General features: G+C 53.8%; 16 protein-coding genes. 6 read left to right on the forward strand and 10 right to left on the reverse strand.

The genetic code is table 11. From position 1 onward, the window contains the following. From WFL93_RS15310 to WFL93_RS15325, 4 genes are read left to right on the forward strand one after another with little or no spacing between them, the layout of a single operon-like run. On the forward strand, positions 1 to 1,617 hold the full coding sequence (locus tag WFL93_RS15310; protein WP_336778506.1) for a (2,3-dihydroxybenzoyl)adenylate synthase: 1,617 nt from the start codon (positions 1 to 3) through the stop codon (positions 1,615 to 1,617). Between the two features lie 18 nt (positions 1,618 to 1,635). Further along, positions 1,636 to 2,490: an isochorismatase family protein gene (locus tag WFL93_RS15315; protein ID WP_336778507.1), complete on the forward strand. Its 855-nt coding sequence runs from the start codon at positions 1,636 to 1,638 to the stop codon at positions 2,488 to 2,490. Then, a complete protein-coding gene (gene dhbA / locus WFL93_RS15320) occupies positions 2,487 to 3,242 on the forward strand; it encodes a 2,3-dihydro-2,3-dihydroxybenzoate dehydrogenase (RefSeq protein WP_049851355.1) in 756 nt (251 codons plus the stop codon). Before WFL93_RS15315 ends, dhbA begins: the two co-directional genes overlap by 4 nt. 3 nt (positions 3,243 to 3,245) lie before the next feature. Beyond that, positions 3,246 to 3,662: a hotdog fold thioesterase gene (locus WFL93_RS15325; RefSeq protein ID WP_336778508.1), complete on the forward strand. Its 417-nt coding sequence runs from the start codon at positions 3,246 to 3,248 to the stop codon at positions 3,660 to 3,662. A 42-nt stretch (positions 3,663 to 3,704) separates the two neighbouring features. On the opposite strand, the gene cgtA is transcribed toward WFL93_RS15325, so the two are convergent. The 3 genes from cgtA to rplU form a co-directional block, all read right to left on the reverse strand. Then, positions 3,705 to 4,880: an Obg family GTPase CgtA gene (gene cgtA, locus WFL93_RS15330; protein ID WP_180822957.1), complete on the reverse strand. Its 1,176-nt coding sequence runs from the start codon at positions 4,878 to 4,880 to the stop codon at positions 3,705 to 3,707. 247 nt (positions 4,881 to 5,127) lie between these two features. Then, complete coding sequence (gene rpmA, locus WFL93_RS15335; protein WP_007886647.1) at positions 5,128 to 5,385, reverse strand: 50S ribosomal protein L27; 258 nt, start codon at positions 5,383 to 5,385, stop codon at positions 5,128 to 5,130. A gap of 15 nt (positions 5,386 to 5,400) precedes the next feature. Further along, entirely contained in the window at positions 5,401 to 5,712 is a 312-nt protein-coding gene (gene rplU, locus WFL93_RS15340) for a 50S ribosomal protein L21 (RefSeq protein ID WP_007886644.1), read from the reverse strand. A 252-nt stretch (positions 5,713 to 5,964) separates the two neighbouring features. Here rplU and ispB point away from each other — a divergent pair, with 252 nt between their 5' ends. Both ispB and WFL93_RS15350 read left to right on the forward strand, forming a co-directional pair. Beyond that, a complete protein-coding gene (gene ispB / locus WFL93_RS15345; RefSeq protein WP_007886642.1) occupies positions 5,965 to 6,936 on the forward strand; it encodes an octaprenyl diphosphate synthase in 972 nt (323 codons plus the stop codon). A gap of 237 nt (positions 6,937 to 7,173) precedes the next feature. Continuing rightward, positions 7,174 to 7,455: a helix-turn-helix domain-containing protein gene (locus WFL93_RS15350; protein ID WP_007886641.1), complete on the forward strand. Its 282-nt coding sequence runs from the start codon at positions 7,174 to 7,176 to the stop codon at positions 7,453 to 7,455. Positions 7,456 to 7,524: 69 nt separating this feature from the next. On the opposite strand, the gene murA is transcribed toward WFL93_RS15350, so the two are convergent. The 7 genes from murA to mlaF all read right to left on the reverse strand — a co-directional run bounded on the left by murA (position 7,525) and on the right by mlaF (position 12,302). Further along, positions 7,525 to 8,784, reverse strand: a complete 1,260-nt coding sequence (murA, locus tag WFL93_RS15355; protein ID WP_007886638.1) for a UDP-N-acetylglucosamine 1-carboxyvinyltransferase — start codon at positions 8,782 to 8,784, stop codon at positions 7,525 to 7,527. A 46-nt stretch (positions 8,785 to 8,830) separates the two neighbouring features. Continuing rightward, positions 8,831 to 9,088, reverse strand: a complete 258-nt coding sequence (gene ibaG, locus WFL93_RS15360) for a BolA family iron metabolism protein IbaG (RefSeq protein ID WP_007886637.1) — start codon at positions 9,086 to 9,088, stop codon at positions 8,831 to 8,833. A 114-nt stretch (positions 9,089 to 9,202) separates the two neighbouring features. After that, a complete protein-coding gene (gene mlaB, locus WFL93_RS15365; protein WP_007886636.1) occupies positions 9,203 to 9,508 on the reverse strand; it encodes a lipid asymmetry maintenance protein MlaB in 306 nt (101 codons plus the stop codon). Then, positions 9,508 to 10,140, reverse strand: a complete 633-nt coding sequence (mlaC, locus tag WFL93_RS15370) for a phospholipid-binding protein MlaC (RefSeq protein WP_036620259.1) — start codon at positions 10,138 to 10,140, stop codon at positions 9,508 to 9,510. Before mlaC ends, mlaB begins: the two co-directional genes overlap by 1 nt. 18 nt (positions 10,141 to 10,158) lie before the next feature. Further along, the gene (gene mlaD, locus WFL93_RS15375) at positions 10,159 to 10,695 is read right to left on the reverse strand and encodes an outer membrane lipid asymmetry maintenance protein MlaD (RefSeq protein WP_007886634.1); all 537 of its coding nucleotides are present in this window, start codon (positions 10,693 to 10,695) and stop codon (positions 10,159 to 10,161) included. 4 nt (positions 10,696 to 10,699) lie between these two features. After that, positions 10,700 to 11,482, reverse strand: a complete 783-nt coding sequence (mlaE, locus tag WFL93_RS15380) for a lipid asymmetry maintenance ABC transporter permease subunit MlaE (protein WP_336778509.1) — start codon at positions 11,480 to 11,482, stop codon at positions 10,700 to 10,702. A gap of 4 nt (positions 11,483 to 11,486) precedes the next feature. After that, on the reverse strand, positions 11,487 to 12,302 hold the full coding sequence (mlaF, locus tag WFL93_RS15385) for a phospholipid ABC transporter ATP-binding protein MlaF (RefSeq protein ID WP_007886632.1): 816 nt from the start codon (positions 12,300 to 12,302) through the stop codon (positions 11,487 to 11,489). Positions 12,303 to 12,385: the final 83 nt, after the last annotated feature.

A 12,385-nucleotide genomic window follows, 5' to 3' on the forward strand; every position in this document is an offset into this window, starting at 1 on the left:
ATGAGCATTCCCTATACTCGCTGGCCGGACGATCTGGCCGCGCGCTACCGCGAAAAAGGCTACTGGCTGGATGTGCCGATGACCGATATTTTGGCGCGTCATCAGCACAACGATGCCATTGCGGTGATTGATGGCGATCGTCAAATCAGCTATCGCGACATGGATGTGCTAAGCAGCAATCTGGCCGCCGCGCTGCAGCGTCGCGGCCTGCAGAATGGCGATACCGCGCTGGTGCAGCTCGGCAATGTGGCTGATTTTTATGTCACGGTATTCGCACTGTTTAAGCTCGGCGTGGCCTCAGTTTTCGCCCTGTTCAGCCATCAGCGTACCGAACTCAGCGCCTATGCCACGCAGATCGAACCTAAGCTGCTGATTGCCGATCGCACCCATGCACTGTTTGCTGACGACACCTTTATCAGCGCCCTGTGCGCCGCGCAGCCTTCGCTGCAGCAGGTGATTCTGCGTAATGACAACCAGCCGGAAAACACGCTGGAAGCGCTGATGGCGGAAGCCGCGGGTGATTTCGTCGCCACGCCAACCGCCGCCGATGAAGTCGCGTTTTTCCAGCTCTCCGGCGGCAGCACCGGTACACCGAAGCTGATTCCGCGCACCCACAACGACTATTACTACAGCATCCGCGCCAGTGATGAGATCTGTGAGGTAACCGCCGATACGCGCTATCTCATCGCCCTGCCCGCCCCGCATAACTTTGCGATGAGTTCACCCGGTTCACTCGGCGTATTTTACGCGGGTGGACAGGTGATTCTGGCCGCCGATCCCAGCGCTACGTTGTGTTTCCCGCTGATTGAAAAGCATCAGGTGACGGATACCGGTTTGGTGCCGCCGGCAGTGAGCCTGTGGTTACAAGCGATTCAGGAATGGGGCAGCAATCAACAGCTGGCCTCGCTGCAACGCATTCAGGTGGGCGGCGCCAAGCTGGGTGAAACCCTGGCGGCACGCATTCAGCGTGAGATTGGCTGTCAGCTGCAGCAGGTGTTCGGTATGGCCGAAGGTTTGGTGAACTACACCCGCTTTGGCGACGATGAGAACACCATTCTCACCACGCAAGGCCGCCCAATCTCTGCGGACGATGAAGTGTGGGTAGCGGATGAGCATGGCAATGCGCTGCCAACCGGCACCATCGGTCGCCTGATGACGCGCGGACCTTACACCTTCCGTGGCTACTACAAGAGCCCAGAACACAATGCCGCCAGCTTCGACGCCAATGGCTTTTACTGCTCCGGCGATCTGATTGAGATCAACGCGCAGGGTTATATCACCGTGCAAGGGCGTGAAAAGGATCAGATCAATCGCGGTGGCGAGAAGATCGCAGCTGAAGAGATCGAAAATCTGCTGCAGCGCCATCCGGATGTGATCCACGCCGCGCTGGTGTCGATGAACGATGAATTGATGGGTGAAAAGAGCTGCGCCTTTATCGTCGCCAGCCAGCCGATTAAAGCGGTGGCGCTGCGCCGTCATCTGCGTGAACTGGGCGTCGCCGAGTTCAAATTACCTGACCGTATTACCTGCGTAGATGCCCTGCCGCTGACGCCAGTCGGCAAGGTGGATAAAAAACGTTTACGCCAACAGCTTGCCGATCAACAAGCGCAAGCGTGACCTGTTCCGGAGAATGTAATGGCTATTCCAAAACTCAATTCCTATGCGCTGCCTGCAGCGACAGAACTGCCAACCAACAAAGTGAAGTGGGCACTGGAACCGCAGCGTGCCGCGCTGTTGATTCACGATATGCAGGCGTACTTCCTCAATTTCTGGGGAGAAAACAGCCCGCTGGTGGATCAGGTAGTCGAAAACATCGCGCGCCTGCGCGCCTACTGCAAGGCGCAGGGCATTCCGGTGTTTTATACCGCACAGCCAAATGAGCAGAGCGATGCCGATCGCGCGCTGCTTAACGACATGTGGGGACCGGGCCTGAACAAGCATCCGGATCAGCAGAAGATCGTTGATGCGCTGGCACCGAAGCAGGACGACCAGGTGCTGACCAAATGGCGCTACAGCGCATTTGTGCGCTCGCCGCTTGAGTCGATCCTGCAAGAAATGGGGCGCGACCAGCTGATCATCACCGGCGTTTACGCGCACATTGGCTGCCTGACCACCGCGACAGACGCCTTTATGCGTAACATTCAGCCGTTTATGGTGGCCGATGCGCTGGCCGACTTTACGCGTGAAGAGCACATGATGGCGCTGACTTACACCGCTGGCCGCAGTGGGAAAGTGGTAATGACCGCCGATCTAATGCCGCTGCCGCTGAGCAAAGACGATCTGCGCGCGCTGATTTTACCGCTGCTGGAAGATGACGATGTGCCTGAGGATGACGAGAACCTGATCGATTACGGTCTGGATTCAGTACGCGTCATGGCGCTGGCGGCGCGCTGGCGCCAGGTGCACAGCGATATCGATTTCGTCAGCCTGGCTAAAAATCCAACCATTGATGGCTGGTGGGCGCTGCTGTCACGGGTGCCAGCCAAATGAATACCTTTGATTTCAGTGGAAAAATCGTCTGGGTCACCGGCGCGGGCAAAGGCATTGGTTATCACACGGCGCTGAGCTTCCATCAGGCGGGTGCACAGGTGATCGGCTTCGATCTGCGTTTCGATCAGGCTGACTATCCGTTTACTACCCAGGTGCTGGATGTGGCGAATGCGCTTGAAGTCAAAGCGGTTTGCCAGCGTTTGCTGGCGGATCAGCCCCGTCTGGATGTGCTGGTAAACGGTGCCGGCATCCTGCGCATTGGCAGCACTGATGAGCTGACGTTCGAGGATTGGCAAGCCTGTTTGGCGGTAAATGCCGGTGGCGCGTTCAATATGTTCCAGCAAACCTTGCCGGTGTTTCGCCAGCAACGCGCGGGCGCGATTGTCACTATCGCCTCGAACGCCGCGCACGCACCACGCATCGGCATGTCCGCCTATGGCGCATCCAAGGCGGCGCTGCGCAGCCTGTGCCTGACCGTTGGGCTGGAGATGGCACCTTTCGGCGTGCGCTGCAATATCGTGTCACCGGGTTCGACCGATACCGATATGCAGCGCAGCCTGTGGCATACGCCTGAAGCGGAACAGGAGATGATCAATGGCTTCCCGGATCAGTACAAGCTGGGGATCCCGCTGCGTAAGATCGCTAAGCCGCAGGAGATCGTGGCTAACGTGATGTTCCTCGCTTCGGATCTTGCCAGCCACGTGGTACTGCAGGATATTGTGGTCGACGGTGGCGCAACGCTGGGATCCTAACAGATGGCAATTTGGAAACGATCGGTCGATCTTGAGGCGCTAAATAAGCTGGGTGAAAACTCGCTGGTGGCACACGTGGGCATTGTGTTCACCGCCATCGGTGAAGATTACCTTGAGGCCACCATGCCGGTGGATGTCCGGACGCAGCAGCCGTTTGGCCTGCTGCACGGCGGCGCCTCAGTGGTGCTGGCGGAGTCGATGGGATCGATCGCCAGTTACCTCAGTATTGAGGAAGGCAAAAGTGTGGTGGGGATTGAAGTCAGCGCTAGCCACCACCGCGCAGTGAGCAGCGGTGAAGTGCGCGGAATTTGCCGTCCGCTGCACCTTGGTGCGCGTAATCAGAGTTGGCAGATTGAGATCCGCAACGCCCGCGATCAGCTGTGCTGTACGTCGCGTTTAACAGTGGCGGTGCTGGGTTAAGACATAAAAAAAGCGGCCATCTGGCCGCTTTCTCTGTTGCGATTAACGCTGGTAAATGATTTCGACACCTTCGTCGTCTTCTTCGTCCCAGTCATCATCCCAATCGTCGTCTTCTTCAACTTCCTGTGCAGTTTCCATGGCTTCACGGTGATAGTCATCCCACATGAAGGCCACTTTCTCCGGCTGTTTCTCTTCCAGCTCGGCTTCTTTAGGATTCTCGATGATAAAGCTCATCACATCCCAGCACAGGTCGGTCACGCCATCGCGGCTTGCGGCAGAGATCAGGTAGTATTTATCTTCCCAGCCTAACGCTTCTGCAATCGCCTTAGCACGGCTTTCCGCTTCTTCACGGCTCAGCAGGTCAGTCTTGTTGAAGACTAACCAGCGTGGTTTCTGGAACAGCTTATCGCTGTATTTTTCCAGTTCGCCAAGAATGATGCGGGCATTTTCAACCGGATCAGATTCGTCGATTGGTGCAATGTCGATGAGGTGTAACAGAACACGACAACGCTCAAGGTGTTTCAGGAAGCGAATACCCAGACCCGCGCCATCCGCTGCACCTTCAATCAGACCAGGAATATCGGCGACAACAAAGCTCTTTTCGCTATCCATACGGACTACGCCAAGGCTTGGCACCAGAGTGGTAAACGGATAATCCGCCACTTTGGGTTTGGCTGCAGAAACCGAACGAATAAAGGTCGATTTACCGGCATTCGGCAGACCCAGCATACCGACGTCAGCCAGCAACATCAGTTCCAGTTGCAAATCACGCTTTTCGCCCGGTGTGCCCATGGTTTTCTGACGCGGTGAACGGTTAACCGATGATTTAAAGCGGGTGTTACCCAGTCCATGCCAGCCGCCCTTCGCCACCATCAGCTTCTGCTCATGGCGCGTCATGTCGCCCAGCGTTTCGCCCGTACCTTGATCAATTACGCGGGTACCGACTGGCACTTTAACAATAATGTCTTTACCACGTTTACCGGTGCAATCACGGCTCTGGCCATTCTGGCCACGTTCGGCACGGAAAGACTTTTCAAAGCGATAATCGATCAGGGTGTTGAGGTTTTCATCCGCCAACAGATATACGTCGCCGCCATCGCCGCCGTCGCCGCCATCCGGGCCGCCTCTTGGAATATATTTTTCACGGCGGAAGCTTACGCAACCGTTGCCGCCATCACCCGCGACCGCAAGGATCGTCGCTTCATCTACAAACTTCATTTTATTTCTCCGTCACGCTGTCGTTTACGGCAGCTTGCAGGCCGCAAACGGGTCCGCCAGGGTCTTCTGCGCTGACCGACGGCGGATAATACAAAACTGGCAAAGCCAGGAGTACATAAATTGTACAACAACTGTGCTGCAACGTCGCTGTTATCCAGCAAGCTTCAGCAGAATGTAAAAAGCCCCGCAAAGCTGCGGGGCCTTTCATTCGTGTATTCAGACGGTAAACGTCTGCAGCACGACAACCTTACTCAGCAACGATGCTGATATATTTACGGTTGTTCGGGCCTTTAATCTCGAATTTAACTTTGCCGTCTGCGGTGGCAAACAGGGTGTGGTCACGACCACAACCTACGTTGCTACCTGCGTGGAATTTGGTGCCACGCTGACGAACGATGATGCTACCTGCCAAAACAGATTCACCACCGAAACGTTTTACACCCAGACGTTTTGCATTGGAGTCGCGACCGTTACGGGTCGAGCCACCAGCCTTCTTATGTGCCATTTGTCAGATCTCCTCTTACGCGCCGATCACAGTGATTTTCACATCTGTGAACCACTGACGGTGACCAGCTTGCTTACGGTAGTGTTTACGACGACGAAACTTAACGATTTTAATTTTCTCGCCACGACCGTGAGCAACAACTTCTGCCTTGATCACACCGCCTGAAACCAGTGGCGCGCCGATTTTCACGTCTTCGCCATTTGCGATCATCAGAACCTGGTCAAACTCAATGGTTTCACCGGTTGCGATGTCCAGCTTTTCCAGGCGAACGGTCTGACCTTCGCTTACTCGGTGTTGTTTACCACCACTTTGGAAAACCGCGTACATATAAAACTCCGCTTCTGCGCGTGCCTTTCTGTTCATCAGGCGGCGCGATAAATATTCACAATAGGGCGCGAATTCTACGCAATACTCCAGCAGAAGACAAGAGCACTTTGCACTCTCTTGCAGAAAAAAAGCGCAAGGCGAATGCAAACGTTTCGCAACCCGATTTTTCAAGTACAATCAGTAACAGATTACCTGAACTCACGCTGTGTAAAGCGCTTACCATGCAAAAAACGAGTAAAGCTGAAAAGACGAATGAACTTAGAACAGATTAATGAATTAACCGCGCAGGATATGGCGGCCGTCAACCAGACCATCCTCGAGCAGCTGAATTCAGAAGTCTCACTGATTAACCAGTTGGGCTATTACATCATCAGCGGCGGAGGAAAACGCATCCGTCCGATGATCGCTGTGCTGTCTGCACGCGCGCTGAATTATCAGGGATCGTTGCATATCACCAATGCGGCGCTGATTGAATTTATCCATACGGCCACGCTGCTGCACGATGATGTCGTGGATGAATCCGATATGCGCCGTGGCAAAGCAACGGCCAACGCGGCATTTGGTAATGCGGCTAGCGTGCTGGTAGGGGATTTTATTTATACCCGCTCATTCCAGATGATGACCAGTATGGGATCCTTAAAGATCCTTGCGCTGATGTCTGAAGCGGTCAACGTGATCGCGGAAGGGGAAGTGCTGCAATTAATGAACTGCAACGATCCGGATATCACTGAAGAGAGCTACATGCGGGTGATCTACAGCAAAACCGCGCGCCTTTTTGAAGCAGCTTCACAGGCTTCTGCGATTTTAGCCGATGCGACGCCAGCGCAGGAAAAGGCGTTGCAGGATTATGGTCGCTACCTTGGCACGGCTTTCCAGCTTATTGATGATTTGCTGGATTACAGCGCGGATGGTGAAACGCTGGGTAAAAATACCGGTGATGACCTGAGCGAAGGTAAGCCGACGCTGCCGTTGCTGCATGCAATGCACAATGGAACGCCAGAACAGACGCAGATGATTCGTAAAGCCATTGAAGAAGGCAACGGTCGCCATCTGCTGGAACCGGTACTGGCGGCGATGCAACAAACGGGGTCGCTGGAATGGACCCGCAAACGCGCTGAGGAAGAGGCTGATAAAGCCATCTCGGCGCTGCAGGTATTACCAGAAAGCCCGTGGCGTAGCGCGCTGGAAGCGCTGGCGCACATGTCAGTACAGCGCGACTTCTGATTTCAATGGGGCCAGCATTGGCCCCGTTTCCTCTCCTCCCCTTCTCCTCTTTAACTTACATCCCTTGCATTGCTTTTGCGAAAAGCGACGCAGTTTCGTGTGCTGGTCAAACAATTACTGGAAATTTATGGGAAACATTTGCTATAAAATTCCGGATATTTTTCCAAATAGCTCTGCGATGGGAGAGATATTTTGCAGCAGAGATGAAGCAACAACACGGACACGGAGAAGAAAGTTATGTACGCAAGGAAAGAGGATTGGCACCCGGCAGATATCATTGCTGCACTACGCAAGAAAGGCACATCACTGGCAGCATTATCACGGCAATCAGGGCTGAGCTCTTCAACGCTTGCCAATGCGCTGTCGCGACCCTGGCCAAAAGGAGAGTGGCTGATTGCCAATGCGATCAAGGTTCATCCTGCAGAGATCTGGCCAAGTCGTTACTTTGATCCTGCCAGTGGCATGCTGCTGGATCGTAAGCAACGCATACGATCGCCTAAGGATCGTAAAAAGATCTGACATTCATACAGCCGAAAAAAAACCAGCCGCATTATCGTGACTGGTTTTTTTAATCCACGCTGGAAACAATTATTCGCCGCTAACGCGCTCGATATTTGCACCCATCGCTTTCAATTTGTCTTCGATATGCTCATAGCCACGGTCAATGTGATAAATACGATCCACAATGGTGGTGCCTTCAGCAATACAACCCGCCAATACCAGACTCGCAGATGCACGAAGATCGGTTGCCATGACCTGAGCACCCGACAGCGTTTCAACACCGTGACAAATCGCCGTGTTGCTTTCGATTTCCGCATGCGCACCCATACGAATCAGCTCAGGGATATGCATAAAGCGGTTTTCGAAGATGGTTTCGGTGATCACACCGGTTCCTTCGGCCACCAGGTTTAACAGCGTAAACTGCGCCTGCATGTCAGTTGGGAAGCCCGGATGCGGCGCCGTGCGGATGTTAACCGCTTTTGGACGCTTACCGTGCATATCAAGGCTAATCCAATCTGCGCCAACTTCAATGTCGGCGCCTGCATCACGCAGTTTCGCCAACACCGCATCCAGCGTATCCGGCTGGGTGTTACGGCACAGCACTTTACCGCGTGAAATCGCAGCCGCGACCAGGAAAGTCCCGGTTTCGATGCGGTCTGGCAGCACGCGATAAACGCCGCCGCCCAGACGCTCAACGCCTTCAATGGTGATTTTGTCTGTGCCCGCACCGCTAATTTTCGCGCCCAGCGTGTTGAGGAAGTTTGCCGTATCGACAATCTCCGGCTCACGCGCGGCGTTTTCAATGATGGTGATGCCGGTTGCCAGCGTCGCAGCGCTCATGATGGTAACGGTAGCGCCGACAGACACTTTATCCATTACGATGTGCGCGCCTTTCAGGCGGCCATTTACCGAAGCTTTAACGTAGCCTTCTTCCAGCTTAATTTCTGCACCCAGCTGTTCAAGGCCAGTAATGTGCAGGTCAACCGGACGTGCACCAATGGCACAGCCGCCTGGCAGAGAAACCTGTCCCTGACCAAAACGCGCCACTAATGGACCTAGCGCCCAGATTGATGCGCGCATGGTTTTTACCAAATCATAGGGCGCACTGAAGACATTAACTTCGCGAGCATCAACGTGGACCGAACCATTGCGCTCAACGCGCGCACCCAGCAAATTCAACAGCTTCATGGTGGTATCGATATCACGCAGCTTCGGCACGTTCTGAATCTCTACCGGCTCTTCAGCCAGCAGCGCAGCAAACAGAATCGGCAACGCAGCATTCTTCGCCCCGGAAATGGTCACTTCACCACTTAAACGGGTGGGGCCTTGCACACGAAATTTGTCCATTAACACGGCTCTCAATTATCTATCAACAAAACAACCGACAGGACGCTTAGAAACCGTTGAGTTTACGGTCGCGCGCCCACTCGGCTGGGGTATAAGTTTTGATGGAAACCGCATGAATACGGTTATCCGCAATGTATTCCATCAGCGGCGCGTACACAGCCTGCTGCTTCTTCACGCGACTCAGTTCACCGAACATTTCGCCCACCGCGATGACTTGAAAATGACTGCCATCGTTGCTGAGTACGTGCACTTCTTCTAATGGTAGCGCCTGCATCAGCACGGCCTGAACTTCACTATTTTCCATCGCTCGTTACTTCACTTAATAATAATAAGGGAGACATCTTAGAGGAAAGCGCCTGACTCTTAAATACGCAAAAGCCCCTGAATAAATCAGGGGCTTAGCATGGATGTGCGGAAATCAGGCGATTTTTTCTGCAGAAACAATAATCTGCTGCAGGTTATACAGCGTAATTAATGACTGGAGTTTATCGGAGATCCCGCTGAAAAGCGGCGCGCTGCCTTGTGCCCGCGCGATTTCACGCAAATGCACCAGCAGCGCCAGACCAGCTGAATCCACTCTTTCCAGCCCCGAGACATCAATAGTAGCGATATCTGCTACCGCGGTGTCACGTTCCTGCCATAACGTCAGCAATGTATCACGATCTAATTTGCCGCTCAGGGCCAGCGTGCTGGCAGTGCGCTGCCAGCGTAACGGTTCACTCATTATTGCTTTTTATCCAGGGTGATCGGCTGTGCTGCATAGGTTTTCAGCTGAGCCGTCAGGCCATCAATACCTTTGGTACGCAGCAGATCGCCCCACTCATTTTGTTTGGTGGTAATCATGCTGATGCCCTCGGCGACCATGTCATAAGCCTGCCAGTTGCCCGTTTGGCTGTTCTTACGCCACTGGAAATCAAGGCGCACCGGTGGGCGGCCATTTGGATCAATAATCGTAACGCGAATCGCCACGATCTTGGCATCACCAATCGGCTGCTCCGGCTGAATCTGGTAAGTTTGGCCGTTATACAGCGCCAGCGCCTGGCCATAAGCCTGCGCCAGATAATCGCCGAACGCAGCGAAGTAGGCATCGCGCTGAGCGGGCGTCGCATCACGATAATAGCGGCCGAGGACTAGCGCACCGGCATACTTCACCTGCACGTATGGCATCAATTCCTGGCGCACTACTTCACGCAAATAGTTGGGATCCTGCTTAATCTTCGGCTGTTCATTCTTCAGGCGTGTGAAGGTTTTGTCCGCCGCTTCATTCATCAACTTATAAGGATTGCTCTGGTCCGCAGCCGTCGCAGCCAGCGGTACAATTGCCAACATGGCAATCATCAGGAAACGTTTAAACATCATGTTTTACCTCGTAGGTTATTCCGTTGTTGCAGGTGTTGCTGGTGCGCTCTCCGCACCCTGGGATTTATCGTCGGGCTTGTTGTCACCGCTCTTATAGAGGAATTGACCAATTAGATCTTCCAGTACTAATGCCGACTTGGTATCACGCAGAGTACCGCCATCTTTCAACATGGCCGAACCCAGTTCGGGATCGTCAAAACCTAAATTAAGCGCCAGGAACTGCTCGCCGAGCAGGCCTTGAGTACGAATCGCTAATGAGCTGGTGTCCGGAATTTTATTGGCATATTTATCGCTGATATCCATGGTCACACGCGGCGAAAGCGTCTTCTCATCCAATGAAATATCCGCTACCCGACCAATGAGCACACCGCCAATTTTTACCGGCGAGCTAACTTTTAATCCGCCGATATTATCGAAGGTGGCATACATCTTCCACGTCGGCTCGGTGCCGATGGTTTTGAGGTCGGCAACGCGCAGACCGAGGAATAACAGCGCTAACAGCGCAGCCAGCATGAAGACGCCTACCCAGATTTCGCTTTTCTTGCTTTGCATTGCATCAATTCCCAAACATCAGTGCTGTCAGCACAAAATCCAAACCGAGTACCGCCAGTGAAGCATGCACTACAGTACGCGTCGTCGCCCGACTAATCCCTTCCGAGGTCGGGATGGCATCATAGCCATTAAACAGCGCAATCCAGGTTACCGTGACGGCAAAGACCGCGCTTTTGATCATGCAGTTAACGACATCCGTGCGGAAATCCACTGCGTTTTGCATCGCCGACCAGAAGAAGCCGGGATCAATACCTTTCCAGCTCACCCCAACCAGCGCACCACCCGCAATACCCACCGCGGTAAAAATCAGCGCCAGCAACGGCATGCTGATGAAGCCAGCCCAGAAACGTGGAGAGACAACGCGACGCAGCGGATCCACCGCCATCATCTCCATACTGGAGAGCTGCTCAGTCGCTTTCATTAACCCAATTTCCGCCGTCAATGCGGAACCCGCACGGCCCGCGAACAGCAACGCCGTCACCACGGGCCCCAGTTCACGCAGCAGCGAAAGCGCCACTAACATGCCAAGGCTGGTTTCCGCATTGTAGGTGGTGAGCACCAGATAGCCCTGTAGGCCCAGCACCATGCCAATAAATAGCCCGGATACCACGATGATCAGCAACGATAACACGCCCACGCTATATAGCTGTTTTACCAGCAGCGGCGCATGTCGACGAAACGCCGGCTTACCCACCAGCGCATGAAATAGCATGAGGCCTGCGCGGCCAAAAGCGGCACAGGTATTAATCCCCTGACGTCCAAATGACACTAGCGCCTGTAACAACATCAGTCTACGTTCTCCCTGAGCGGGTCAAGTCGCTGAGATAATCGCCAGCGGCAAAGCGGAACGGCACCGGACCATCCGCATGACCCTCGATAAACTGGCGCACGCGCGGATCAGGATTTTCCCGCAGTTCCGGCGCACTGCCCTGGGCAATGATTTTTTGTCCGGCAACAATATAGGCATGATCGGCAATGCTCAAGACCTCAGGCACATCGTGTGAAACCACAATGCATGTCAAACCTAATGCATGATTAAGCTCATCAATTAACTTAACCAGCACGCCCATGGTGATCGGATCCTGCCCCACAAAGGGTTCATCGAACATAATCAGTTCCGGCTCCAGCGCAATTGCGCGCGCCAGAGCGGCACGGCGCGCCATGCCGCCAGAAAGTTCTGCAGGCATCAGTTTAGCTGCCCCACGCAAACCCACCGCTTCCAGCTTCATTAGCACGGTGCTATGCAATAATTCCGGCGGTAACCGCGTATGTTCACGCAAAGGCCAGGCCACGTTTTCATACACGTTGAGATCGGTAAAAAGTGCACCTGACTGAAAAAGCATGCTCATTTTTTTGCGTGCTTCATACAATTTGGTGCGTGATAGCGTCGGGATGTTCTGATCGCGGAACCAAATCTCACCTTTATCAGGCTGCAATTGTCCACCAATCAGACGCAACAGCGTGGTTTTACCAATACCTGACGGACCCATAATTGCCGTAACTTTACCGGCGGGTACGGTTAAAGAGATGTCGTCGAAGATGGTACGATCTCCGCGCGTGAAACTGACGCCACGAACCTCAACCAGATTCGTTTGCTGCTGGATCATCTTTACCTCTTTTATGCGGATCGGGCGTTATCAAAGCTGTGGATGTTAGCCTGTTAACCTCGAATGCACGATAGTTTTACAGA

Origin of the sequence: Pantoea sp. USHLN256 (assembly GCF_037149875.1) — a bacterium.
In the GTDB taxonomy this organism is placed as follows: Bacteria; Pseudomonadota; Gammaproteobacteria; order Enterobacterales; family Enterobacteriaceae; genus Pantoea; species Pantoea nemavictus.

Excerpts from the sequence above, each read along its gene's own strand:
- cgtA (WP_180822957.1), bottom strand. The coding sequence starts at position 4,880 with ATGAAGTTTGTAGATGAAGCGACGATCCTTGCGGTCGCGGGTGATGGC.
- ibaG (WP_007886637.1), bottom strand. The coding sequence starts at position 9,088 with ATGGAAAATAGTGAAGTTCAGGCCGTGCTGATGCAGGCGCTACCATTA.
- mlaC (WP_036620259.1), bottom strand. The coding sequence starts at position 10,140 with ATGTTTAAACGTTTCCTGATGATTGCCATGTTGGCAATTGTACCGCTG.
- ispB (WP_007886642.1), top strand. The coding sequence starts at position 5,965 with ATGAACTTAGAACAGATTAATGAATTAACCGCGCAGGATATGGCGGCC.
- murA (WP_007886638.1), bottom strand. The coding sequence starts at position 8,784 with ATGGACAAATTTCGTGTGCAAGGCCCCACCCGTTTAAGTGGTGAAGTG.
- rplU (WP_007886644.1), bottom strand. The coding sequence starts at position 5,712 with ATGTACGCGGTTTTCCAAAGTGGTGGTAAACAACACCGAGTAAGCGAA.
- mlaF (WP_007886632.1), bottom strand. The coding sequence starts at position 12,302 with ATGATCCAGCAGCAAACGAATCTGGTTGAGGTTCGTGGCGTCAGTTTC.
- WFL93_RS15310 (WP_336778506.1), top strand. The coding sequence starts at position 1 with ATGAGCATTCCCTATACTCGCTGGCCGGACGATCTGGCCGCGCGCTAC.
- WFL93_RS15350 (WP_007886641.1), top strand. The coding sequence starts at position 7,174 with ATGTACGCAAGGAAAGAGGATTGGCACCCGGCAGATATCATTGCTGCA.
- mlaD (WP_007886634.1), bottom strand. The coding sequence starts at position 10,695 with ATGCAAAGCAAGAAAAGCGAAATCTGGGTAGGCGTCTTCATGCTGGCT.
- mlaB (WP_007886636.1), bottom strand. The coding sequence starts at position 9,508 with ATGAGTGAACCGTTACGCTGGCAGCGCACTGCCAGCACGCTGGCCCTG.
- rpmA (WP_007886647.1), bottom strand. The coding sequence starts at position 5,385 with ATGGCACATAAGAAGGCTGGTGGCTCGACCCGTAACGGTCGCGACTCC.
- dhbA (WP_049851355.1), top strand. The coding sequence starts at position 2,487 with ATGAATACCTTTGATTTCAGTGGAAAAATCGTCTGGGTCACCGGCGCG.
- WFL93_RS15325 (WP_336778508.1), top strand. The coding sequence starts at position 3,246 with ATGGCAATTTGGAAACGATCGGTCGATCTTGAGGCGCTAAATAAGCTG.
- mlaE (WP_336778509.1), bottom strand. The coding sequence starts at position 11,482 with ATGTTGTTACAGGCGCTAGTGTCATTTGGACGTCAGGGGATTAATACC.
- WFL93_RS15315 (WP_336778507.1), top strand. The coding sequence starts at position 1,636 with ATGGCTATTCCAAAACTCAATTCCTATGCGCTGCCTGCAGCGACAGAA.